The 24,226-nt window shown below is 71.3% G+C and carries 20 protein-coding genes; 14 read left to right on the forward strand and 6 right to left on the reverse strand.

The window, feature by feature from the left end; translation table 11 throughout:
• Positions 1 to 120 precede the first annotated feature (120 nt).
• The 5 genes from S1361_RS28885 (at position 121) to S1361_RS28905 (ending at position 7,787) form a co-directional block, all read left to right on the forward strand.
• Complete coding sequence (locus S1361_RS28885; protein WP_208034827.1) at positions 121 to 879, forward strand: NUDIX hydrolase; 759 nt, start codon at positions 121 to 123, stop codon at positions 877 to 879.
• Positions 880 to 1,039: 160 nt separating this feature from the next.
• Positions 1,040 to 3,769: an ABC transporter ATP-binding protein gene (locus S1361_RS28890; protein WP_208034828.1), complete on the forward strand. Its 2,730-nt coding sequence runs from the start codon at positions 1,040 to 1,042 to the stop codon at positions 3,767 to 3,769.
• A gap of 162 nt (positions 3,770 to 3,931) precedes the next feature.
• On the forward strand, positions 3,932 to 4,819 hold the full coding sequence (locus S1361_RS28895) for a FadR/GntR family transcriptional regulator (protein ID WP_208034829.1): 888 nt from the start codon (positions 3,932 to 3,934) through the stop codon (positions 4,817 to 4,819).
• A 444-nt stretch (positions 4,820 to 5,263) separates the two neighbouring features.
• Positions 5,264 to 6,805, forward strand: coding sequence for an RNA polymerase sigma factor (locus tag S1361_RS28900; RefSeq protein WP_208034830.1), 1,542 nt, complete (start codon positions 5,264 to 5,266; stop codon positions 6,803 to 6,805).
• 121 nt (positions 6,806 to 6,926) lie between these two features.
• Positions 6,927 to 7,787, forward strand: coding sequence for a serine protease (locus S1361_RS28905; RefSeq protein WP_208034831.1), 861 nt, complete (start codon positions 6,927 to 6,929; stop codon positions 7,785 to 7,787).
• 100 nt (positions 7,788 to 7,887) lie between these two features.
• Here S1361_RS28905 and S1361_RS28910 read toward each other — a convergent pair whose 3' ends face one another.
• Complete coding sequence (locus tag S1361_RS28910) at positions 7,888 to 8,118, reverse strand: DUF7455 domain-containing protein (protein WP_030342923.1); 231 nt, start codon at positions 8,116 to 8,118, stop codon at positions 7,888 to 7,890.
• Positions 8,119 to 8,561: 443 nt separating this feature from the next.
• On the opposite strand from S1361_RS28910, the gene S1361_RS28915 reads away from it, so the two are divergent.
• From S1361_RS28915 to S1361_RS28940, 6 genes are all read left to right on the forward strand, one after another.
• Entirely contained in the window at positions 8,562 to 10,685 is a 2,124-nt protein-coding gene (locus S1361_RS28915; RefSeq protein WP_208034832.1) for a DNA gyrase/topoisomerase IV subunit B, read from the forward strand.
• A gap of 520 nt (positions 10,686 to 11,205) precedes the next feature.
• On the forward strand, positions 11,206 to 11,727 hold the full coding sequence (locus tag S1361_RS28920) for a DUF1453 family protein (protein WP_208034833.1): 522 nt from the start codon (positions 11,206 to 11,208) through the stop codon (positions 11,725 to 11,727).
• A complete protein-coding gene (locus S1361_RS28925; protein WP_208034834.1) occupies positions 11,724 to 12,875 on the forward strand; it encodes a sensor histidine kinase in 1,152 nt (383 codons plus the stop codon). The genes S1361_RS28920 and S1361_RS28925 overlap by 4 nt, the downstream gene beginning before the upstream one ends.
• Positions 12,872 to 13,561 carry a response regulator transcription factor gene (locus S1361_RS28930; RefSeq protein ID WP_208034835.1) on the forward strand — a complete coding sequence of 230 codons (690 nt, stop codon included), beginning with the start codon at positions 12,872 to 12,874 and terminating at the stop codon, positions 13,559 to 13,561. The genes S1361_RS28925 and S1361_RS28930 overlap by 4 nt, the downstream gene beginning before the upstream one ends.
• A gap of 68 nt (positions 13,562 to 13,629) precedes the next feature.
• Positions 13,630 to 14,178, forward strand: coding sequence for a DUF485 domain-containing protein (locus tag S1361_RS28935; RefSeq protein ID WP_208034836.1), 549 nt, complete (start codon positions 13,630 to 13,632; stop codon positions 14,176 to 14,178).
• Positions 14,175 to 15,767, forward strand: a complete 1,593-nt coding sequence (locus S1361_RS28940) for a solute symporter family protein (protein ID WP_208034837.1) — start codon at positions 14,175 to 14,177, stop codon at positions 15,765 to 15,767. The genes S1361_RS28935 and S1361_RS28940 overlap by 4 nt, the downstream gene beginning before the upstream one ends.
• Before the next feature lie 18 nt (positions 15,768 to 15,785).
• Here the strand turns inward: S1361_RS28940 and S1361_RS28945 are convergent, their stop codons facing one another.
• On the reverse strand, positions 15,786 to 16,478 hold the full coding sequence (locus S1361_RS28945; RefSeq protein WP_208034838.1) for a response regulator: 693 nt from the start codon (positions 16,476 to 16,478) through the stop codon (positions 15,786 to 15,788).
• A 157-nt stretch (positions 16,479 to 16,635) separates the two neighbouring features.
• Here S1361_RS28945 and S1361_RS28950 point away from each other — a divergent pair, with 157 nt between their 5' ends.
• The 3 genes from S1361_RS28950 (at position 16,636) to S1361_RS28960 (ending at position 19,422) form a co-directional block, all read left to right on the forward strand.
• Positions 16,636 to 17,451: an ABC transporter ATP-binding protein gene (locus tag S1361_RS28950; protein WP_208034839.1), complete on the forward strand. Its 816-nt coding sequence runs from the start codon at positions 16,636 to 16,638 to the stop codon at positions 17,449 to 17,451.
• Positions 17,441 to 18,304 (forward strand): ABC transporter permease, encoded by an 864-nt coding sequence (locus tag S1361_RS28955; RefSeq protein WP_208034840.1) that lies wholly within the window; start codon positions 17,441 to 17,443, stop codon positions 18,302 to 18,304. The genes S1361_RS28950 and S1361_RS28955 overlap by 11 nt, the downstream gene beginning before the upstream one ends.
• 62 nt (positions 18,305 to 18,366) lie before the next feature.
• On the forward strand, positions 18,367 to 19,422 hold the full coding sequence (locus S1361_RS28960; RefSeq protein ID WP_208034841.1) for an ABC transporter substrate-binding protein: 1,056 nt from the start codon (positions 18,367 to 18,369) through the stop codon (positions 19,420 to 19,422).
• Positions 19,423 to 19,440: 18 nt separating this feature from the next.
• Here the strand turns inward: S1361_RS28960 and S1361_RS28965 are convergent, their stop codons facing one another.
• The 4 genes from S1361_RS28965 to S1361_RS28980 all read right to left on the reverse strand — a co-directional run bounded on the left by S1361_RS28965 (position 19,441) and on the right by S1361_RS28980 (position 24,162).
• Positions 19,441 to 20,121: a response regulator gene (locus S1361_RS28965; RefSeq protein WP_208034842.1), complete on the reverse strand. Its 681-nt coding sequence runs from the start codon at positions 20,119 to 20,121 to the stop codon at positions 19,441 to 19,443.
• A complete protein-coding gene (locus S1361_RS28970; RefSeq protein ID WP_208034843.1) occupies positions 20,118 to 21,797 on the reverse strand; it encodes an ATP-binding protein in 1,680 nt (559 codons plus the stop codon). Before S1361_RS28970 ends, S1361_RS28965 begins: the two co-directional genes overlap by 4 nt.
• 112 nt (positions 21,798 to 21,909) lie before the next feature.
• Entirely contained in the window at positions 21,910 to 22,851 is a 942-nt protein-coding gene (locus tag S1361_RS28975) for a sucrase ferredoxin (RefSeq protein ID WP_208034844.1), read from the reverse strand.
• A gap of 54 nt (positions 22,852 to 22,905) precedes the next feature.
• Positions 22,906 to 24,162: a citrate synthase gene (locus S1361_RS28980; RefSeq protein ID WP_208034845.1), complete on the reverse strand. Its 1,257-nt coding sequence runs from the start codon at positions 24,160 to 24,162 to the stop codon at positions 22,906 to 22,908.
• Positions 24,163 to 24,226 lie beyond the last annotated feature (64 nt).

Below are 24,226 nucleotides of genomic sequence, written 5' to 3' on the forward strand. Positions count from 1 at the left end.
ACCACCGGACCGGCCCACCGGGAGCCGGTCCTGCGCGCCATACCGGAACGAAGCGGAACCACCACCGGTGCGGCCGGTGAAGGGCGTGTTTATCGTCAGGAAGACGACTATGATCGCGGCATGCCCTACGACCCGTCAGCCTTTCCGCCCTTCGCCGTCACCGTGGACCTGGTCGTGCTGACCGTGCGCCGCCATGCCCTGTGCGCGCTGGCGGTCCGCCGGGGCGAGCCTCCCTTCCAGGGGCGCTGGGCGCTGCCCGGCGGCTTCGTACGGGCCGACGAGGACCTGTCCCAGGCGGCGGCGCGCGAGCTGGCCGAGGAGACCGGGCTGTGCGCCCACGACCCCTCGGTCCCGGCCCAGGACAACGGGGCCCACCTGGAGCAGCTGGCCACCTACGGCGACCCCAAGCGCGACCCGCGCATGCGCGTGGTCAGCGTCGCGCACCTCGCGCTCGCCCCCGACCTGCCCGCACCGCGAGCCGGAGGCGACGCCAGCAACGCCCGCTGGGCCCCGGTCGAGGAGTTGCTCCAACAGGGTGGTTACGGCCGGGACGGCGAGCCGGTCGCACCGCTCGCCTTCGACCACGCCCAGATCCTGGCCGACGGAGTGGAACGCGCCCGCTCCAAGATCGAGTACTCCTCGCTGGCCACCGCCTTCTGCCCGCCGGAGTTCACCGTCGGAGAGCTGCGCCGGGTGTACGAGGCGGTGTGGGGCGTGGCACTCGACCCGCGCAACTTCCACCGCAAGGTCACGGGGACGCCCGGGTTCCTCGTCCCCACGGGCGGTACGACCACCCGCCAGGGCGGCAGGCCGGCCCAGCTCTTCCGTGCCGGCGGCGCCACCCTGCTGAACCCGCCGATGCTGCGCCCCGAGGTCTGAGAGACCAGCGGCGAGCCTGCCGCACGACCGGCGGGCGGTCACCCCTGCCGGGCGCGAGCTCCATCGAACGGCGGACAGATGAGGTGACAGACCGCGCGGCATATGTTCGTAAAGCGCCTTATACCGGAAAAACCGGATATGTCGCGCTATCTTGCTGCAGGTGATCCAGGCCTTCGGACTGACCAGCAACCCCCGCAAGGCGCATCCGCCCGCCGTCGACGACGTCTCCTTCGAAGCGCGCGCCGGTCATGTCACCGCGCTCCTCGGGAGCGCCGGCGCGGGCAAGACGACGGCGCTCAAACTGATGCTTGAGCTCCAGCCAGGGCGCGGCATCACCTACTTCAAAGGCCGGCCCCTGCACCTGATCGCGCATCCTTCGCGGGAAGTCGGCGTACTCCTCGGTGACGTGCCGGGACACCGGGCCCGCACGGTCCGCGGGCACCTGCGCATGCTGTGCGCCGCGGCGGGAGTTTCCGCCCGACGCGCAGACGAGGTCCTCGAAGTCGTCGGTCTCGTCAGCCTCCGTGAAGAGCGCCTCGGCACGCTGTCCCGTGGCATGGATCGCAGACTCGGCCTGGCCTGCGCACTGCTGCCCGACCCGCACACGCTCGTCCTGGACGAACCCACGGACGGTCTCTCCGTCCGTGAGGCCCAATGGCTGCACAGCATGCTGCGGGCGCACGCCGCCCAGGGCGGCACGGTGCTCTTCACCACGGCCGACCCCAAGGAGGCTGCACGCATCGCCGACCGGGTCGTCACGCTCGACGGCGGCAGGGTCGTCGCCGACCAGGAGGCCAGGGCCTTCGCCCGCACCCGGCTGCGCCCGCGCGTGGCCGTCCGCAGCCCCCACGCCGCCCGCCTCGCGGCCCTGCTCACCAAGGACGCCCGCACCACCCGCCGGTCTGTCGAAGTCGTGCGCGAGGGCGGCAACCGCCTGTCGGTGTACGGCACGACGACCGCCGACGTCGGCGAGATCGCGTTCCGCCACGGCATCCTCGTCCACCAACTGGCCGACGAGGTGGGTGACATGGGGCCGGGCGCCGGTGCCGAGGGTGACGACGGGAAGTGCTCCGCCGAGCCCCGGCAGTCCGCCCATGACGCGCCGGCGGACCGTGCCGCCTCTCCGGAAGGCGACCCGGCGGAACGCGATCCGGCAGCTCTCGACAACCCGCGCGCCGAGCCGGAGCACGCCCCGGCCGGCCGCACGCGGGCGGGTGGCGAACGCATGGCACCCCGTGTCTCCGCGGCGGAATCCGGCCCGGCAGCGTTCGGCGGCTCACCGGTGGACCCGGGCCGGGCCGTGGACGACTTCCCGCCGTCACCCGCTCATGCAAGGCCGGAGGTGGCGCAGGAGCCCACGACGGCTGGCTCTGCGGTGGCGGAAGCGCACACCGCGAGGCGGACAGCGGAATCCGGCGCCATGACGCACGGCCCGGCAGCGGCCGAAGCCCGTACCGCTGCCCTCGACCGGTCCGCGCCGGATCCGGACACCCCGGCGCCGGGACTCCCGGCATGGAACGCCACAGCCTCCGAGCGTGTGCGGGGACGGCGGGACCGCACTCCGGCCGACCGGTCGGCGCCGGAATCCGACCGGTCCGCGGCCAGCCTCGCCCCGGCCGGCGAGGCGGGACCGGGAACCGGCCTTTCCGCGCCGGTGCGCGTGCGGACCGCCGACAGGGAGTGGTCCGCACCAGGCCAAGCCGTTGATCGGGGGACCGCGCCGGACCGTCCGCTGGCCCACTCCGGCGCGCCGGCCCGCGACGCCTCACCGGCCGCGACAGCCTCGCCGGAGGACGGCACGTCGCACAGCGCGACCGCGCCCGGTGAGAAGGGCAGGACCGCTGGCGGCCCTGGACTGAGGCCCGCCAGGGCCGTCACCCACCGGTCCGGTGACCCGTCGACCAGTCCGGACACCGGCCCCGGTGCAGTGGTGACAGCCTCCCAGTCGCAGGCCGGCAGTGCCCGCACCCCGGCCGACACCGTCACCGGCACCCGCACTCTCCTCCCCGGAGCCAGAAACCCCGACGCCCGGCAGGCGCAGGCCGGAGCCGCCCGCCCCGACGGTGTCCGCCTGCTCGCCGCTCCCTCCCCCCTCCCACCCCCTATCTCCGTCCGCCCCGCCCGCAGCCCCCTGCGCCCCTTTCGCTACGAGATCCGGCGCGCCACCGGAATCGGCACCGGCTTCCTCACCTGCGGTGCCGTGCTGGTGATGTCCGCGCTCACCGCCGTACTCCTGGCGCGGTTCGGGCACACCCCGCAGGAGCGGCTGTTCGCGGCATGGCCGCGGGAGCTGCCCCTGCCGCCCGCGGCGCTCGCGGCAGGGCTGCTCGGCGCACTGGCCTTCGGGGACGAGTTCCGCCACCCCGCCCTGGCGGCGGACCGCGGCACCGTCCCCCGCCGGCTGGGGCTGCTCACCGCGAAACTGCTCGTCTCCGGAGCCACCGCGGTACTGCTGGCCTTCCTCACCGTGGGCTGCGACGCCGAAGTGCTCTATGTCGTATACGGACGGGAACTGGCGAAAGTTCCCGCGGACTGGCTTTCGCTCACCGCGAGTTGGTTCGGGCTGGTTGTCGGCTGCGCCTGGGCCGGTGTACTGGCGGCCGGGGTGTTCCGGTCCACGACGGCCGGACTGGCCGCCGTCCTCGCCGTGCCCGTCCTCGCCGTTCCCCTCGTGCACGAGGCCCTGCGCGGCCCCGCCGTGCGGATGGCGGCCGACTTCCCCGTGCGGTTGCGGGCGGTCCATCTGCTGCAGTGGCCGTTCGGAGGGGAGCGGTACCTGCTCGCGGCCGCACGGGTCCTCGCCCAACCCGTGGGCGGCGCACTGGCGTTGTCGCTCGCGGCGCTGCTCTGCGCCTATCTGCTCACGGCACTGCGCGCCCGCCTTCGATGACTACCCTCCGTACACTCTCGGTTTCGATGTGCACGCAACTCCCCGCAGAAAGCCCATTTCTTTCCGATAAGGCGTCAATTGCGACGGCGTGAGCGATCACCCTTTCGTGTGCTTTTCACCAAAGACCTCAAGGGAGTTGGAGGCGACGCCGACAAAGGATCCGTGAGTACCCTTGCGCACACCATGATGACCGCCGCCCGCTCCGCAGACTCCGGTCTGGCCGGCCCGGGTGAACTCGACCGCTACCCCTACGCCGAGGCCCCGGTGGCCGACCGCGTCGGCGCACCCGCCTGGGACACCGGGGAGCCTGAGCTGGGCCGTGTCGGCCGGCGGGCCGCGGGCAGCCGCGGACGCGGGCTGCACGGCCAACTCGTACAGCAGCTGGGGCAGATGATCGTCTCCGGCGACCTGGGGGCGGACCGCCCGCTGGTGCCGGAGGAGATCGGCCAGCGTTTCGAGGTGTCCCGCACCGTCGTCCGCGAGTCCCTCCGCGTCCTCGAGGCCAAGGGCCTGGTCAGCGCCCGTCCGAACGTCGGCACCCGCGTACGGCCCGTCAGCGACTGGAACCTGCTCGATCCGGACATCATCGAGTGGCGGGCCTTCGGGCCGCAGCGCGACGACCAGCGCCGGGAGCTGAGCGAGCTGCGCTGGACGATCGAGCCCCTCGCCGCCCGTCTCGCCGCCGGACACGGGCGCGAGGAGGTGCAGCAGCGCCTGTGCGACATGGTCGAGATCATGAGCCACGCCATGGCGCAGGGCGACGCGCTCACCTACTCGCGCGCCGACACCGAGTTCCACGCGCTGCTCATCCAGATCGCGGGCAACCGCATGCTGGAGCACCTCTCCGGCATCGTCTCGGCGGCCCTCCAGGTCTCCGGTGGCCCGGTCACGGCCTGTGACCGGCCGAGCGAGGCGTCCCTGGCCCAGCACGCGCGCATCGTGGACGCGCTCGGCACCGGCGACGGTACGGCGGCGGAGGCGGCCATGCGCCAGCTGCTCACGGTCCACCCCGAGGTGGAGCGTGTGGTGCCCGCCCCCCGCGAGCACTGACCCCGCGAGGGCGCGGTGCGGTCGCCGGTGAGCGGTGTGCTCGTGGTGCTCACGGCGGCGCCGGGCCACGGGTGCCGGCCGTCGCCGGACCCCGCCGGACCTTCTGGAGTCCGGCGGGCCCGGCGGGTCCGACGATGCGACGACAGGACCTGGTGGTGGTTGGCGTCGGGATAGGGGCGATGATGTTGCTATCTGTACACGTCTGACCGCTTTTGACCGCTTACGGGGTGTGACTCGGGCCACGTAGATTGGGCGTAACGCTCGTGGTGACAGCGCGATGACCTAAGAGGTGATAGCCGCGGAAGGAATACGGACGCCGTACCAGGCGCTGTGCATCTTCCCGGCCCCCGCCCGCGCCGTCGGCCCATCCCCAGGCCGGTGGTCGGCTCCTGTCCGCAGTGGACGGTGCCGGAAGCCGTTTTCCAACGTTCCGAGAGGTTGTTCGTGTCGGCCAGCACATCCCGTACGCTCCCGCCGGAGATCGCCGAGTCCGTCTCTGTCATGGCTCTCATTGAGCGGGGAAAGGCTGAGGGGCAGATCGCCGGCGACGATGTGCGTCGGGCCTTCGAAGCTGACCAGATTCCGGCCACTCAGTGGAAGAACGTACTGCGCAGCCTCAACCAGATTCTTGAGGAAGAGGGTGTGACGCTGATGGTCAGTGCCGCAGAGCCCAAGCGCACCCGCAAGAGCGTCGCAGCGAAGAGCCCGGCCAAGCGCACCGCCACCAAGACGGTCGCGGCGAAGACGGTGACCACCAGGAAGGCCACGGCCAGCACGGCCGCCCCCGCGGCGCCCGCCACGCCGGCCGTCGCCGAGTCCGCCGAGGAAGCCGCACCCGCCAAGAAGGCCGCCGCCAAGAAGACGACCGCGAAGAAGACGGTCGCCAAGAAGGCCGTAGCGAAGAAGACGGCCGCCAAGAAGACCACAGCCAAGAAGGACGACGTCGAGCTCCTCGAGGAAGAGGTCCTCGAGGACACCAAGGTCGCCGACGAGCCCGAGGGTGCCGAGAGCGCCGGCTTCGTCCTGTCCGACGAGGACGAGGACGACGCGCCCGCGCAGCAGGTCGCCGCGGCCGGCGCCACCGCCGACCCGGTCAAGGACTACCTGAAGCAGATCGGCAAGGTCCCCCTGCTCAACGCCGAGCAGGAGGTCGAGCTCGCCAAGCGCATCGAGGCGGGTCTGTTCGCCGAGGACAAGCTGGCGAACTCCGACAAGCTCGCCCCCAAGCTCAAGCGTGAGCTGGAGATCATCGCCGAGGACGGCCGCCGCGCCAAGAACCACCTGCTGGAGGCCAACCTCCGTCTGGTGGTCTCCCTGGCCAAGCGCTACACCGGCCGCGGCATGCTCTTCCTGGACCTCATCCAGGAAGGCAACCTCGGCCTGATCCGTGCCGTCGAGAAGTTCGACTACACCAAGGGCTACAAGTTCTCCACGTACGCCACCTGGTGGATCCGTCAGGCGATCACCCGCGCCATGGCCGACCAGGCCCGCACCATCCGTATCCCGGTGCACATGGTCGAGGTCATCAACAAGCTCGCCCGTGTGCAGCGCCAGATGCTCCAGGACCTGGGCCGCGAGCCCACCCCGGAAGAGCTGGCCAAGGAGCTCGACATGACCCCGGAGAAGGTCATCGAGGTCCAGAAGTACGGCCGTGAGCCCATCTCGCTGCACACCCCGCTCGGCGAGGACGGCGACAGCGAGTTCGGTGACCTCATCGAGGACTCCGAGGCCGTCGTCCCGGCCGACGCGGTCAGCTTCACGCTCCTGCAGGAGCAGCTGCACTCCGTTCTGGACACCCTGTCCGAGCGTGAGGCGGGCGTCGTCTCCATGCGCTTCGGTCTCACCGACGGTCAGCCGAAGACCCTCGACGAGATCGGCAAGGTGTACGGCGTCACGCGCGAGCGGATCCGCCAGATCGAGTCCAAGACCATGTCGAAGCTGCGCCACCCGTCGCGTTCGCAGGTGCTCCGCGACTACCTCGACTAGGTCGCGCGTCCACGACGGCGAAGGCCCGGTCCCCCTGGCGGGGGCCGGGCCTTCGTGCTGCGCGCGTGCGCCGGGTGGATCACTCTGGGTGTCCCGCGAGCACCGCGAGTGAGGAGCATGCATGCGCCGTTCCATTGCCCGGGCACTGATCCGGCCGCTGGCCCTGGCAGCCACCGTGACCGCGATACCCCTGGGGAGCACCCCTCCCGCTGTCGCCGACAGCGTGGTGGTCGGAGGCTTTCCGATAGATGTTTCCGAGGCTCCGTGGACGGTGGCGCTGGCCAGTCGTGACCTGTTCGGAGGAACGCGGGCGGGCCAGTTCTGCGGCGCTGTCGCCATCGGCCGCAGCACAGTGGTCACAGCGGCCCACTGCCTGGCCGAAGAGGTCCTCGGGGCACCCCCGGACGGTCTCCGCGACCTCAAGGTCATCGCGGGGCGCACGGACCTGCTGTCGGGACAGGGCCAGGAGATCGCCGTACGGGAGATCAGGGTCAATCCCGCCTACGACGTCACGACCAACTCGGGCGACTTCGCGGTCCTCGGACTCGCCGGTTCCCTGCCGCAGAGCGCGGTGGTCGCGATGGCGGGCCCGGGCGACCCGGCTTACGCGCCGGGCACCGAGGCCGTGGTGTCGGGATGGGGTGACACGACCGGCGCCGGACGGTACGCGCGCCGGCTCCGCGCCGCACGCGTGCGCGTCCTGCCCGACGATCTGTGTGCCCGCGCCTATCCGGGTGGTCCAGACGGCACCTACCGGGCCCGCACCATGCTGTGCGCCGGTGAGCCCGCCGGAGGCCCCGACGGCTGCCAGGGCGACAGCGGAGGACCACTGGTGGCCGAGGGACGGCTGATCGGCCTCGTGTCATGGGGGAGCGGCTGCGGACGGCCGGGGCTCCCGGGCGTCTACACGCGCGTCTCCGAGGTCGTACGGGCGCTGCACCCGGCCACGTCGGCCCGGGCGCGGCCTTCCACGCACGCGTGAGGGCCGTGCGAGGGCATGAGCACGGGCGGCCGCTCCCTGGTGAGGAGCGGCCGCCCGTTCACCGGCCTGTGCCGGGGCTGGCTCGTCGTGGGTGCGAGATTCAGCGCTCTTCTTCCGAAACGGTGTTCGGAACGGAGGTCAGCCGCTCCGTCTCGTCCTGTATCTCAGCGGCGATCTTCTTGAGTTCCGGCTCGAACTTGCGACCGTGGTGGGCGCAGAAGAGCAGTTCTCCGCCGCTCAGCAGGACGACGCGCAGGTATGCCTGGGCGCCGCAGCGGTCGCAGCGATCGGCGGCCGTCAGCGGGCTCGCGGGGGTCAGAACAGTAGTCACGTCGCCTCTTCTCTAGCTCGACGAGCTGTCGTACCAGGGTCAACATCCAACCAGCCCGAAAACGTTCCCGCTCGTGGCTTTTCCTCGAAAAAATCTTTCCGGGGCGCGGCTGTCTGCTGCCGGTTGGCGGCGAATGTGCCGTATTGCGTCTCTTGTGTGCGTACGGGTTCGCGCTGTCTTGCTGTCTCGGTCCTCCCGGCCGGGTTGCCGGTTGTTCATGAGGACGTGCCCGGAGCCTAAATGGTTCATGCCTCGAAGGGAACGTGATGTGTACTTCACCCCATCGAGGGATCGAACGTGTATGCGAGTGTGGACTAGGGTGAGTCGTCGACGAGGGTGGCGTTACACCGGCTCTACCAGGGCTCGGTACCCTCTGAGCGGCGACCGAAGCCGCCCCCTTACCCAAAAGGGGGCCACCTGAAATTCAGCGAGGAGCGAACCGCGTGACCGCCGATACGTCCGTGCCGTCCACAGCGCTGCTGGCAGGAGCAGACCGCGACGGTTCCAACTACACCGCGCGGCACCTGCTCGTCCTCGAGGGTCTGGAGGCCGTGCGCAAGCGCCCTGGCATGTACATCGGCTCGACCGACAGCCGCGGTCTGATGCACTGCCTGTGGGAGATCATCGACAACTCGGTGGACGAGGCCCTCGGCGGCTACTGCGACCACATCGAGGTCGTCCTTCACGACGACGGCTCCGTCGAGGTGCGCGACAACGGCCGTGGCATCCCCGTGGACGTGGAGCCGAAGACCGGCCTGTCCGGCGTCGAGGTCGTCATGACCAAGCTCCACGCGGGCGGCAAGTTCGGCGGCGGCTCCTACGCCGCCTCCGGCGGTCTGCACGGCGTCGGCGCCTCCGTGGTCAACGCCCTGTCCGCCCGTCTCGACGTCGAGGTCGACCGCGGCGGCCACACTCACGCCATCAGCTTCCGGCGCGGCGTGCCCGGCGCCTTCGTCGCCGACGGCGCGGACGCGAAGTTCGAGGCGAAGAGCGGTCTGCGCAAGACCAGGAAGATCCCCAAGACGCGCACCGGCACGCGCGTGCGGTACTGGGCAGACCGGCAGATCTTCCTCAAGGACGCCAAGCTGTCCCTGGAGAACCTGCACCAGCGCGCCCGGCAGACCGCCTTCCTGGTGCCGGGCCTGACGATCGTCGTGCGCGACGAGTACGGCCTGGGCGAGGGCGGCAGCAAGGGCGAGGAGTCCTTCCGCTTCGACGGCGGCATCAGCGAGTTCTGCGAGTACCTGGCGAACGACAAGGCGGTCTGCGACGTCCTCCGCTTCTCCGGCAAGGGCACCTTCAAGGAGACCGTTCCCGTCCTGGACGAGCACGGCCAGATGACCCCCACCGAGGTCACCCGTGAGCTGGGCGTCGACGTCGCGCTGCGCTGGGGCACCGGCTACGACACGACCGTCCGGTCGTTCGTCAACATCATCGCCACGCCCAAGGGCGGCACCCACGTCGCCGGCTTCGAGCAGGCGCTCACCCAGACGATGAACGATGTGCTCCGTGCCAAGAAGATGCTCCGCGTGGCCGAGGACAACATCGTCAAGGACGACGCCCTGGAGGGCCTCACCGCCGTCGTCACGGTCCGTCTGGCCGAGCCGCAGTTCGAGGGACAGACCAAGGAGGTCCTCGGCACCTCGGCGGCCCGCCGCATCGTGAACAACGTGGTCAGCAAGGAACTGAAGGCGTTCCTGACGGCGACCAAGCGTGACGCCGCCGCCCAGGCCCGGGTCGTCATGGAGAAGGTGGTCGCGGCCGCCCGCACCCGGGTCGCGGCCCGCCAGCACAAGGACGCCCAGCGCCGCAAGACCGCCCTGGAGTCCTCGTCCCTGCCGGCCAAGCTGGCCGACTGTCGCAGCGATGACGTCGACCGCAGCGAGCTGTTCATCGTCGAGGGCGACTCCGCGCTGGGAACGGCCAAGCTGGCGCGGAACTCCGAGTTCCAGGCCCTGCTGCCGATCCGCGGCAAGATCCTCAACGTGCAGCGGTCGTCGGTGACCGACATGCTCAAGAACGCCGAGTGCGGCGCGATCATCCAGGTCATAGGAGCGGGCTCCGGCCGCACCTTCGACATCGACCAGGCCCGCTACGGCAAGATCATCATGATGACCGACGCCGACGTGGACGGCTCCCACATCCGCTGCCTGCTGCTCACGCTGTTCCAGCGCTACATGCGGCCGATGGTCGAGGCCGGCCGGGTCTTCGCCGCGGTGCCGCCGCTGCACCGGATCGAGATCGTCCAGCCGAAGAAGGGCCAGGACAAGTACGTCTACACGTACTCGGACCGCGAGCTGCGCGACAAGCTCATGGAGTTCCAGAGCAAGGGCATCCGGTACAAGGACTCCATCCAGCGCTACAAGGGTCTGGGCGAGATGGACGCCGACCAGCTGGCCGAGACCACGATGGACCCGCGCCACCGCACGCTGCGCCGGATCAACCTGTCCGACCTGGAAGCCGCCGAACAGGTCTTCGACCTGCTGATGGGCAACGACGTGGCACCGCGCAAGGAGTTCATCTCCAGCTCGGCGGCGACGCTGGACCGGTCGCGTATCGACGCCTAGCCGCTGCGCTGGGCCTCGGCCGACGGGAGTGGGGGCCCGGGGCTCGCCGGGAGGCGTGCCTCGGGTGCGCGGGCGTTGCGGAGGGCCGGTGGGGGAGGCGGGGCCTGGAAGAACGGCCGACCGCGTCTCTGCCGGGATGAGCGGGTTCCGCCCCGGTGGCCGCGAGCCGGGCTGCTTGCCGACGGTTTCCTGCCGGGGCCTGCCGCCCTGCTCGTGCCAGCCGGCCGCCGGCCGCTCGCTGCCGACTGCCGGCCGTCGTGCCACGGGAGCGGGCCGGCCGTCGTGCCCGTCGGCCGAGGGCGGACCGGGCCCTGAGGATGGGCGTGGCACTGGGGCCTCCGTCTGAGCGGGTCTCGCCCACGGCCGGACGATCTCTCCACCCGTGGATGGAGGGCAGCCACTTCGAGGTTCCACCCTTGATCCACCCCGGCTCCGATCTCCCGGCCGGCCGATGTCCGTAGCGTCGAAGGCGTCGGCAGCACTCGCTTCCGGCACCGCCTTCACGCTCACGGGGGTTCCGATGTCCGGGCTCGTCAACGCGCTGGTGATCGTGGCCGTCGCCGCGGTGGTGATCGCACGGCAGTTCCGCGCCCAGGCGGTCGACACGGACCGGCGCTGGTGGCTGTTGCCCGTGGTGCTCGCCGCCATCGCGCTGCACGAGCCCGGCATCCTCGATGCCCACCACCGCGTCGGTTCCGCCGCCCTGCTCGCGGTGGAACTGCTCATCGGGCTGGCAACCGGCGTCGGCTGGGGCTGGACCACCCGCATCTGGACGGCGCCGGACGGCGTCGTATGGACCAAGAGCACGAAGGCGAGCGTCGGCGTATGGGCCGTGGGCATAGCCCTGCGGGCCGGCGTCTTCGCCCTCGGCGCCGCACTCGGCCTGCGCCAGGACAGCTCCGCACTGATGCTGGGCCTCGCCGGCACCCTGCTGGTGCGTGACGGCATCCTGGCCTGGCGGGTCCGGTCCGCCGGCGTCGTGGACCGCCCCACCCCGGCGTACGGTGACGCCGCGCGGTCGGCCTGGAAGGAGCGCGTGTGACGGAGAACGCCTGGACACGCTGGCCGTCGCGGGAAGCGCTCGGCCGCGCGGGAATCACCCGGACCCGGCGCGTGCTCGTCTGGGCGGTCCGACTGCTCGTGCTGGCCCTGCTCCTCTGGAGTGCCTTCAGCCAGAGACATGTCGGCATCTGGGGAGCGGCCGCGGCCGCGACCGGAGTCATTCTCGCCGCTCTCGTCTCCTGGGCCTTCTTCCGGACCACCTACGAGCACCGGTTGACGTCTTCCGTGGCACTGACGGGAGTCCTCCTGGGGATCGCGGTCGCCGCCGAGGCCACGGGATTCAGAGGACCGGCCCTCGTGATCTGGTGCGGCTGCGGAGTCGGCGCGCTGGAGAGGCTGCCGCTCGGCGCCGCGGTCCCCGTCGCGTCGGTGGCACTGGCCTCGTACGCCGCGCTCACCGACGACGCCTGGCTGACCACGGCCGCCACCGTGGTCGGCCTGGCCCTCGCCGGGTACGTCTTGCGACTGGACGCGGAAGCCCGGGGCAGTGCCCAGCGGCTGCTCGCCCAGGAACGCGCCGCCCGCATGGCCGAGGCCCAGTCCGCGGCACTGGCCGAGCGGGCCCGCATCGCCCGAGAGATCCACGACGTGCTGGCTCACAGCCTCTCGGCCCAGCTCGTGCACCTGGAGGCGGCCCGGCTGCTGATCGAGAACGACGCGGACCGTGACCGGATCCTGGAGCGGGTCGTGGCCGCACGAGGCATGGCTCGCGACGGGCTCGCCGAGACCCGGCAGGCGCTGTCCGCCCTGCGGGGAGAACTGACCCCGCTGGAGGACTTCCTGACCGGACTCGTCAGCTCGGCCGACGGGGCCGAGGTCACCGTCACGGGCGAACGCAGACCCCTGCCGGCCGAGGCGTCCCAGGCCGTGCGGAGGGTCGCGCAGGAGGCGCTGACGAACGTCCGCAAGCACGCCCAGGGCGCCAAAGTGACCGTACGGCTCGACTACGGCGAGCACGAAGTGACGCTGCACGTCCGTGACTCGGGCGGACGGCCGGGCGAACTCGACGGGGCCGGAGGCGGATACGGTCTGCTGGGCATGCGCGAGCGCGCCGAACTGCTGGGCGGTTCACTGGACGCGGGGCCGGACGAGGAGGGGTTCGTGGTGACGCTGAAGGTTCCCGTATGACCGAGGCGGAGGGAGAGAAGAAGCCCGCACGGGTGGTGGTGGCCGACGACCAGACCGTGGTCCGCGAGGGCATCGTGATGCTGCTCGGACTGCTGCCCGGCGTGGAGGTCGTGGGGGCCGCGGGAGATGGTGAGGAGGCGGTGCGGCTGGTCGGCGAACTGGCCCCGGACGTCGTGCTCATGGACCTCAGGATGCCCCGGTGCGACGGCGTGGAGGCCACCCGGCGGATCCGGGCCCGGTACCCCGGAACCCAGGTCGTGGTGCTCACCACCTTCGCGGACGACGAATCAATCTTCCCGGCACTGCGGGCCGGTGCCCGGGGATACCTGACCAAGGACGCGGGCGGCGACGAGATCGTACGGGCCGTGCACAGCGTCCTCTCGGGGGACGCGGGGCTGTCGCCGAGTGTCCAGCGCCGGCTGCTGGAGCGGCTGTCGCAGCCGGAACCCGAGCCCGTGCCGGCGGCAGGCGAGGCGCCCGACGGGCTGACCGCGCGCGAGACCGAGGTCCTGGTGCTGATCGCCGAAGGTTTCAGCAACCAGGAGATCGCCCGCAGACTGCACGTGTCGACCGCGACGGTGAAGACCCACATCAACAACCTCTTCGCCAAGTCGGGCCTCAAGGACCGGGCGCAGGCCGTGCGGTACGCCTACGCCAGGGGGCTCGTGCGGCCCCCCACCGGGTGATCACCTGATGGGGTGAAGAGTGCGAGGAAGAAGAGTCAGAGTTCAGCCCGTTCTGTCCATCCTTGGGCATGCAGTCAAGCAACGGTCGCCCTGGGGGCGCTGGGGACGGCTCCGAGAGATCGGCCGAGAACCGGGAAGAACACGCCACGCCCTCCAGGGACGTGACGTACGAGGACCCTTGGTTCCACGCGCTGGCCGTGGGCTGGGGTGAAGTGGACGGCACCGGCAGGCAGGCTCCGGCCGTGCCGCCCGCGCGCAGCGAGCCCGACGCGACGGCGGTGGACGCCAGCGGCGTGTACGTCCAGGTGCAGCACAGTCAGGCATTCCAGGAGGTGCGTGGCAGGTATCGACGGTTCGTGGTGCCGGGGGTCGTCGGCTTCCTGGTCTGGTACGTGGGATACGTGGTCGCCGCGACGACCGCGCCCGGACTCATGGCCCGGCCCGTGGCGGGGGCGGTGAACATGGGGTTGCTCGCGGGGCTCGGGCAGTTCCTGAGCACCTTCCTGCTCACCTGGGCCTACGCCCGGCACGCTCGGTTGCGTCGGGACCGGGCCGCGCTGGAGTTGCGCTGGGACACCCAGGAACTCGCCCGCGGCGCGCGAGGAGGTGCCTCGTGACCGGTGACCATCAGGCGCTGGCTCTGCTGTTGTTCGTCGGGTTCGTGGCGGTCACCCTCGGGATCACGACCTGGGTGAGCCGCAGGCGGCAGGGTTCGGCCGAGGAGTTCTACGCCGGCGGGCGGCTGTTCTCCCCGCTGGAAAATGGGTTTGCCATCGCGGGCGACTACATGTCGGCTGCGTCTTTCCTCGGGATCGCCGGGCTCATCGCGCTGTACGGGTACGACGGGCTGCTGTACTGCGTCGGTTTCCTCGTGGCGTGGCTCCTCGTGCTGTTCCTGGTGGCGGAACTAGTTCGCAACTGCGGGCGGTTCACGCTGGCCGACGTGGTGGCCGCGCGGATGCGTGAGCGGCGGGTGCGGATCGCGGCGGGAACTTCCTCGGTGACGGTGTCCGTTCTGTATCTGGTGGCGCAGATGGTCGGCGCGGGCAGCCTGGTGGCGCTGCTGCTCGGGCGGACGGGCGGCGCGGCCCAGGCCTGGACGGTCATCGGTGTCGGCGCGCTCATGGTGATCTATGTGTCGTTGGGAGGGATGCGGGCCACCACCTGGATCCAGATCGTGAAGGCGGTCCTGCTGCTCGGCGGGACGGTCGTGCTGACCGTGCTCGTCCTGCTGCGCTTCCACGGCGACGTGGACCGGCTGCTGCTGACGGCCGCGGAGCGCAGCGGCCACGGAAAGGCGTTCCTGGCCCCCGGCCTGAAGTACGGCGGGGACTGGACCGACAGGTTCGACTTCATCAGCCTGGGGCTCGCGCTGGTGCTGGGCACGGCCGGACTGCCGCACATCCTGTCCCGCTTCTACACCGTGCCGACCGCCCGGGCCGCCCGCCGCTCCGTGGTGTGGTCCATCGGTCTGATCGGCAGCTTCTACCTGATGACGATCGTCCTCGGATTCGGTGCGGCGGCGGTGGTGGGGCCGGACGCCGTACGCGGATCAAACGCGGCCGGGAACACGGCGGTGCCCCTCCTCGCCCTCGATCTGGGCGGCGGAGCGGGCTCCACGGGTGGCACGGTGCTGTTCGCGGTGGTCGCCGCCGTGGCCTTCGCGACGATCCTCGCGGTGGTCGCCGGCATCACGCTCGCCTCGTCGGCCTCGGTGGCCCACGATCTGTACGCGTCGCTGCGCCGACCGCACGGCAAGCCCCGCAGCGAGGTCGCGGTGGCACGGTGGGCGGCGGTCGGTATCGGTGTCGTGGCGATCGCGCTCGGCCTGCTGGCCCGCGATCTCAACGTCGCCTTTCTCGTCGGCCTCGCCTTCGCGGTCGCCGCGTCGGCGAACCTGCCCGTCCTGCTCTACTCGCTGTTCTGGCGCGGCTTCACGACGCGGGGCGCGGTGTGGGCGGTGTACGGCGGGCTGCTTCCGGCGATCGGGCTGGTGCTGCTGTCCCCGGTGGTGTCCGGCAGCCCGGACTCCCTGTTCCCGGCCGTCGACTTCCAGTACTTCCCGCTGGAGAACCCGGGCATCGTCTCCATCCCGCTCGGCTTCCTGGCCGGCTGGCTGGGCACGGTCACCTCGGACGAGGTCGCGGACGAGGCCAAGTACGCCGAGACGGAGGTGCGTTCGCTGACGGGGGCCGGAGCCGCGTAGCCCGGGCACCGAGTGTCGCTACGGCGCCACCCAGGCGTACCGGTGTTCCGGGCGTCCGGTGTCGCCGTACTTCAGGGAGAGGCGGAGCCGGCCCGCCTGTTCCAGGTGGCGCAGGTAGCGCTGGGCGGTGGAGCGGCTCAGGCCGGTCCGGGCGGCCACCTCGTGGGCCGAGAGCGGGTGGTCGGCGCGGTGCAGGACGCCGCAGATCAGGTCGGTCGTGGGTTCGGAGTGGCCGGTCGGCAGGCCGGGTGCCGAGGGGGCGGGGGCGGTGCGCAGGGCGCCGAAGATCCGGTCGACCTGTTCCTGGCCCGTCAGGCCCCGGCCGCCCACCCGGTCGACCGTGCGGCGAAGGGCGGCGTAGGAGTCCAGGCGGGCGCGCAGCGCGGCGAAGGTGAACGGCTTGACCAGGTAGTGCAGGGCGCCCAGGCGCATCGCCTGCTGGACGGTCGTCACATCACTGGCCGCGGTGATCATGATGACGTCCGTGCCGTGGCCCTGCTCCCGCATGCGGTGCACGAGTTCCAGACCGGTCCCGTCGGGCAGGTAGTGGTCGAGCAGCACCAGATCGATGCCGCCGCGTTCGACGGCGGCCAGGGCCTGGGCGGCGCTATGCGCGCGGGCGGCCACCCGGAAACCGGGAACCTTTCCCACGTACTTGGCGTTGATCTCGGCGACGCGGAAGTCGTCGTCCACCACCAGGACGTCAATCATCGGGCCTCTCCTTCAAGGCCGGCGAGCATCGAGCCCGTGTTCGGCTCCGCAGTTGTAGCGCGAGCAAAAAGAGCACAACAGGTTCTTGCGAGCAAAAGAACAGTCTGTGCTCACAAGACTGCTGCTGTGGCGGGGGCCACACCTACCGTCCCGGCCCATGAGTGCACACACCAGCCCCGCCATCGAGCTGCGGGGCGCGAGCAAGACTTTCAGAACCCCGTCCGGGGGACTGCACACGGCCGTGCGCGGCCTGGACCTCGCCGTCGGGCGCGGCGAGTTCGTGGCCGTCGTAGGACCGACGGGCTGCGGCAAGTCCACCACGCTGACCCTGGTCAGCGGCCTGGAGGAGCCCAGCGAGGGCGAGGTGCTGGTGGCCGGGGAACCGGTCGACGGCGTCGGCGACAAGGTCGGGTTCGTCTTCCAGCAGGACGCCACCTTCCCGTGGCGGACGGTCCTGTCGAACGTCATGGCGGGGCCCCGCTTCCGGGGCGTGCCCAAGGCGGAGGCCAGGCAGAAGGCCCGCGAGTGGCTGGCCCGGGTGGGACTCGCCGCCTTCGAGGACCGCTATCCGCACCAGCTCTCCGGCGGCCAGCGCAAGCGGGTCGCCCTGGCGGCCACGTTCGTCAACGACCCCGAGATCCTGCTCATGGACGAGCCGTTCTCCGCCCTCGACGTGCAGACCCGGGCGCTGATGTCGGACGAGCTGCTGGAGCTGTGGGAGGGCACCGGCGCCTCCGTCGTCTTCGTCACCCACGACCTGGAGGAGTCCATCGCGCTGGCCGACAAGGTCGTCGTGATGACCGCCGGTCCCGCGACCGTGAAGCAGGTCTTCGACATCGACCTGCCCCGCCCGCGGAAGGTCGAGTCGGTGCGGCTGGAACCGCGGTTCATCGAGATCTACCGCGAGATCTGGGAGTCCCTCGGCGAAGAGGTCCGCATCACCCGCGAGAGGGGTGCCGCCCATGTCGCCTGAGGTCCTCAGCACTCCGGTCGTCGACACCGCCAAGACCCCCGGTCGCGCGCAGACCCGCGCCCAGGCCGCCCGCCGGCGCAAGCTCCTCGTCGGAGTCGCGCGTGTGGTGCTGCTGGTGGTCGTTCTCGGACTGTGGGAGACGCTGTCCCGCGCCAAGGTCATCGATCCGTTCAACTTCTCGATGCCCTCCAAGGTCTGGGACCAGATCTACACCTGGGTGGCCCACGGGACAGCGCTCGGCTCCCTGGGCGAGCAGATCTGGTACACGCTCCACGAGGCGCTGCTCGGCTGGGTCATCGGTGTGATCGCTGGTGTGCTCCTCGGTATTGCGCTCGGGCGGATCAGCTTGCTCGCCGAGATTCTTGGTCCATACATCAAGGTGCTCAACTCGATCCCCCGGATCGTGCTGGCGCCCATCTTCCTGATCTGGTTCGGACTCGGGCCGTCCTCCAAGGTGGCCTCCGCGGTCGTGCTCGTCTTCTTCCCGGTGTTCTTCAACGCCTTCCAGGGCGCCCGCGAAGTGGACCGCAATCTCGTGGCCAATGCCCGCATCCTGGGCGCGAGCGACCGCAGGGTGACCCTCCAGGTGGTCGTCCCGTCGGCCACCTCGTGGATCTTCACCAGCCTCCACGTGAGCTTCGGCTTCGCGCTCATCGGCGCGATCGTCGGTGAGTACATCGGCGCGACCAAGGGCATCGGCCTGCTCGTCGCACAGTCGCAGAACACCTTCAACGCGGCCGGCGTGTACGCCGCGATGGTCATCCTCGCCGTCGTCGCCCTCGTCGCCGAAGGGCTGCTCACCTTCGCCGAGCGCCGCATCTTCCGCTGGAAGCCCAGCGGCTCCGACAGCTGACCGGCCCCTCGCCACTCCCGTTCCTTCTTCCCGCACCGCCCTCTCACAAGGACGTGAACCGCATGCGCACGACCGCCCGATACGCCTCCGTCGCCGCCGCCGGACTCCTCGCTCTCTCCTCCCTCACCGCCTGCGCCAACGACGCGGCAAGCTCCACGGCCGACACCGGCAGCGGTGGCGGCGGCAAGGGCGAGAGCGTGAAGATCATGGTCGGTGGCCTGGACAAGGTGATCTACCTGCCCGCGATGCTCACCCAGCGTCTCGGCTACTTCCAGGCCGAGGGCCTGAACGTCCAGCTCCTGAGCGAGCCCGCCGGGGTCCAGGCCGAGACCGCGCTCGTCTCCGGCCAGGTGCAGGGCGCGGTCGGCTTCTACGACCACACCCTCGACCTGCAGGTCAAGGGCAAGTCGGTGGAGTCGGTCGTGCAGTTCTCGCACGCGCCCGGCGAGGTCGAGGTCGTCTCCGCCAAGGCCGCCGGCGACCTCACCTCGCCCAAGGACTTCAAGGGCCGCAAGCTGGGCGTGACCGGCCTCGGCTCCTCGACCGACTTCCTCACCAAGTACCTGGCGGTCAAGAACGGAGTGAAGATCAGCGACTTCACGCCGGTCGCGGTGGGTGCGGGACCGACGTTCATCGCGGCGCTCCAGAACGGCGCGATCGACGGCGGAATGACCACCGACCCGACCGTCGCGACGATCCTGGACAAGAAGGCCGGGAAGATCCTCATCGACATGCGCACCCCCGAGGGGTCGCAGAAGGCGCTCGGGGGACCGTACCCCTCGTCAAGTCTGTACATGCAGACGGACTGGGTGAACGGACACAAGGACACCGTCCAGAAGTTGGCCAACGCATTCGTCAAGACGCTCAAGTGGATGTCCACACACAGCGCAGCCGAGATCGCGGCCAAGATGCCCGCCGACTACTCCCAGGGCGACAAGGCGCTGTACGCCCAGGCCATCAAGAGCACGCTGCCGATGTTCACCGACGACGGCGTGATGCCCCAGGGCGGGCCCGAGACCGTCGAGAAGGTGCTCAAGGCGTTCAACCCCAACATCAAGAACGCGAAGGTCGACTTGAGCAAGACGTACACGACGGAGTTCGTCAAGGCGGTCAAGTGACCGCTGTGTTAATCGCGCTCAGGCGCGGGTCGCCCACACGTAACGGTGTTCCGGGCGGCCCGCGTCGCCGTACTTGAGGGTCAGCCGGGCCCTTCCCGTGCGCTCCAGAAGCTTCAGATACCGCTGGGCGGTCTGCCGGCTCACCCCGGTCCGCTCGGCGATCTCCTGGGCGGAGAGCGGACGTTCGGCACTCAGCAGTGCCTGGCGCACCAGCTCGGCCGTCGTGGGGGAGTGCCCCTTGGGCAGCCCGGGCTCCGACGGGGCGGACAGGGCGCCGAAGATCCGGTCCACCTCCGCCTGCTCGGCTTCGCCGCCGCCGTCCAGGGTGCGCCGCAGCTCGGCGTACGCCTCCAGCTTCGCCCGGAGGCCGGCGAACGCGAACGGCTTCACCAGGTACTGCAGCGCCCCCTGCCGCATGGCCGCCTGCACGGTCGACACGTCCCGCGCCGCCGTCACCATGATGACGTCGGTCTGGTGGCCACGCCGGCGCATCTCCTGGACGACCGCGAGCCCCGTGTCGTCGGGCAGGTAGTGGTCCATCAGCACGAGATCCAGCCGCGGCAGGCTCTCCACCTGACGCAGCGCCTCGGCCGCGTTGTGCGCCTCGCCGGCCACATGGAAACCGGGCACCTTCTCCACGTAGGCGGCGTTGACCCGGGCGACGCGGGTGTCGTCGTCCACGACCAGGACCTCGATCATCGCGCCTCCTCCTCGGCGACGGCAGCGGACCCGGCGGACTCCTCGGGCGCCGCGGGTTCCAGTTCCGGCTCGGTCAGCGCCTCGGGCAGGATCACGGTGAACTCCGCGCCACCGCCGGCCGCCGCGCCCACGGTCGCGATCCCGCCCTGCCGTTCGGCGAGCCGGCGCACCAGGGACAGCCCGATGCCCCGCTTGCCGTGCGCGGGCGGCTTCTTGGTGGACCAGCCCTCCGTGAAGATCAGCTCCCGTTGGTCCTCGGGGATACCGGGGCCCGTGTCGTGGACCGTCAGGACGACCGTACGGCCCTCCGTGCGCAACTCGACCTCCACGCGCGCGTGGAGGGTACCCGCGACCGCGTCGAGAGCGTTGTCGACGAGGTTGCCCACGACCGTGACCAGCCCCCGGGGATCGATCAGCCGGTCCGGGAGGCGGGTGCGCTCCGACACCCACAGGGCGACTCCGCGCTCGGCCGCCACGGTCGCCTTGCCGACCAGCAGCGCGGCCAGCAACGGGTCCTGGATCTTCTCCGTGACCTGCTCGGCGGTGGCCCGGTGGTCCCCGACCACCTCGCCGACGAACTCCACGGCGTCGTCGTACATCTCCAGCTCCAGCAGCCCCAGCAGGGTGTGCATGCGGTTGGCGTGCTCGTGGTCCTGCGCGCGCAGGGCGTCGATCAGCCCGCGCGTGGAGTCGAGTTCGCGCCCCAGCTGCTCCAGCTCGGTGCGGTCGCGCAGGGTGGCCACGGCGCCGCCGTCGCCGGTGGGCATGCGGTTGGCGACCAGGACGCGCTGGCCGCGCACGGTGAGCAGATCCGTACCGGTCACCCGGCCGGCCAGCACGTCCGTCGTACGGCCCGCGCCGAGCGCCTCGTCGGGGGTCCGCCCGACGGCCTCGTCGCCGATGCCCAGCAGCCGCCGCGCCTCGTCGTTGAGCAGACGGACACGGCCGCCCCGGTCGAGCGCGACCACGCCCTCGCGGATGCCGTGCAGCATCGCCTCGCGCTCCGCGAGCAGCGCCGAGATGTCGGAGAAGGCCAGGTCCCGGGTCTGCCGCTGGACCCGGCGGGAGATCAGCCAGGCGGCCAGGGCGCCCACCGCGAGGGCACCGCCGGCGTACGCGAAGAGCCCCGGGATCGCGCTGATCAACCGCGCCCGCACACTGTCGTAGGCGATGCCGACCGAGACCGCGCCGACGATGCGGTGGTGGGCGTCGTACAACGGCACCTTGCCGCGCGCCGAGCGTCCCAGGGTGCCCTTGTCGATCTCCATGACCTCCTTGCCCGCCAGGGCGTCGGAGGGGTCGGTGGAGACGGGCCGGCCGATCTCCGAGGGCGTGGGGTGCGACCAGCGCACCCAGTCCGGGTTCAGCACCACGATGTACTCGGCGTGCGTGGCCCGCCGGATCCGCTCGGCCTCCCGCTGCACCGGGCCGTTCCTGGTCGGCGGGGTGGTGAGGACCCCCTCCGCGATCTGCGGGTCCTGGGCGGTGGTCTCGGCGATGGCCAGCGCGCGGCGCATCGCCTCCTGGTCCAGCTGCTTGCTGAGCGGAGCCAGGAAGAGCCCGGTCGCGAGCACCGCGACTCCCGCGGCGATCGCCACCTGCATCAGCAGCACCTGGGAGAACATCCGCCGGGGCAGTCCGAGGCGCAGACGGCGGGCGGGGGGCGTGGGGCTCATGGCCACGACGGTACGTGGGGTGGCCCGAAGCACCCCAGGGGGTGTGGTGTGGATCTCTTGATCCACCTGTTGATCAATGGGTGACGGCGGGCGTGACGGCATCTGTTTCCGGTCAGCTCGCCAGCGCCGTCGGCCTCAGCTCGCGCAGGTCGACCACGTCCATCCGCGCGGGCGTGCCGAGCGCCGCCGCGCCACAGCTCTCCGGGCGGGGCGGCAGCGACGCCCCCTGCGCCACGGTGACCCGCCACCGGCGGCCGTCGGCGTGCACGACGGTGACCTCCCAGCGCGGAGCCGTGCCGGCCGTCCGTACGACGCTCAGCACACCCGTCCGGTACTCGCCCGCGGCCGACCGGACCGCCAGCTCGGCCGCCTGGCCGGGCCGCTCCCACGCGGAGCACCCCCGGCACCCTTCCACGACCACGCGCCCCTCCTGGACGCCGTGCAGGGCCTCCTTCACGGTGTGCGCCTCGGCGCGGCCGTAGGCGTAGCCGTACGGCAGGACCAGCACCGTGGGCGCGAACCGATGTCCACCCAGATGGGTGACCTCCCAGACGCCGCGCACCCCAGAGGCGACCAGCTCCGTGGCGAGGGGACGGCCGAGGAGGGCGCAGCAGCGGTCGCGTTTGCCGTTGGTGCACACGAGCGCGAGCGGGTCACCGCGGTGCGGCTGCCCGCCGAGCACCGTGCCGAAGGAGCGGTGGTCGCCGGTCCCGAGGCCGGCGAAGTCCAGTTCGAGCAGCCGCTCCGGATCGCGGGTGGTGGCGCTGTGCAGCCAGACGTTTCCCGGAACGGTGTGCGCGGCGTACACCTGCCGGACCGGGGGCGTGCCCGGGTCGGCATGGCGCCCGGGGTGCCGGATCAGCGCGATGCGCACGCCGGTTCCGTCGGCGGCGGCCTCCAGCGCCCGGCCCAGCGCGGGGTCCAGGTGGCTGGAGGTGAGCGCCTTGACGCCCCACGGTCCGGGCTGTTCCAGCAGCAGCCACGTCGTCGCCGTGGCAGCCGTACCGGAGACCGGTTCGTCGAGGCTCCGGGAGACGGTCGCACACCTACTCACAGAGGTGAGCCTAACCTGACTCTTCCCGGGGGGACTTCCGACCGGTGCCGTGTTCTACTCCGGGAGGGGCTGCGGCGGGCGCGGACCGACGTAGTGGCCGCTGGGACGCATGCGCAGCGGACGCTCGCCGTACTCCTCCAGGGCATGGGCGATCCAGCCCGCGGTGCGGGCGACGGCGAAGATCGTCTCGCCGGCCGTGGCCGGCATGCCGCAGGACGCCGTGAACACCGCCAGGGCCAGGTCCACGTTGGCGTGCAGCGGGGTGTGCCGGGCGGTCGTCGCGACGATGTCGCGGGCCGCGAGCAGCGCGGATTCCGCGTGCGGGACCTGCTCCAGGAGGTCGAAGAGCACCCGCGCGCGCGGGTCCTCGCCCGCGTACAGCCGGTGTCCGAGACCGGGGACGCGCCGGCCCGCGCGTAGTTCGGCGGCGATCACGGGGACGGCCGTGCCCTGGTCGAGCACGTCCAGCAGCATCCGGTGGGCCAGTCCGCTGGCGGCACCGTGCAGCGGACCCTCCAGTACGCCCAGTCCGGCGGAGACCGCCGCGTACGCGTGTGCGCGGGCCGAGGCGGCGACCCGTACCGCGAGCGTCGACGCGGCCAGGTCGTGGTCGGCGAGCAGCGACAGCGCGGTGTCCAGGACGCGCAGGGAGGCCTCGTCGGCCGGGTGGCCGGTCAGCCGGGTCCACAGGCGGTGGGCCAGCGGACCGTCGTCCTTGCGCTCGTACGCGGCCGGCGGCAGCGCGGCGACCAGGGTCGGGATGAGGATGCGCGCCGTGCTCAGCACGGCCTCCTCGGACAGGTCGAAGCGCAGCGGGTCCTCGGCCGCCGCGGCGATCGCCGCCACCCGCAGCCGGTCGACGGGGGAGGCGTGCTCGGACAGGGCGCCCACCGCGCGACGGGCGACGTCCACGGTGGTCTCGGGTGCCGAGAAGGCCACCCCGGGGCTCATCCGGCCCGTCCACAGCCACTCCGCGACCTCCTCGTAGGGGTGCCGGGCGGCCAGCTCGACGGCGTTCACGCCCCGGTAGAAGTACCGGTCCTGCTCGATCAGCGTGATCCGGGTGCGGACGGACAGGTCCCCGCCGGAGCCCGGACTCCCGGCCGCCTCCCGCCGGTTGCGGCGGGCGAGGGCCTCCACCTCCTTGGCCTCGAAGGTGCTGGCACGGCCGCCGGGCTCGCGTCTGCTGCTGAGCAGACCACGGCTCACGTACGCGTAGACCGTCTCCGGCTTCACGCCGAGGAGTTCGGCGGTCTCCTTGGTGGTCAGCCGGTGCCCGGGGTGGTGGGGAGCGGTGTCGTGATCGCGCATGGACGCCACCGTAGCCGTCCCTGCACATGTTGATGGGTCTGCATTGACTCAATCAATATTGACA

The sequence above is a fragment of the Streptomyces cyanogenus genome, from assembly GCF_017526105.1.
Taxonomy (GTDB): Bacteria; Actinomycetota; Actinomycetes; order Streptomycetales; family Streptomycetaceae; genus Streptomyces; species Streptomyces cyanogenus.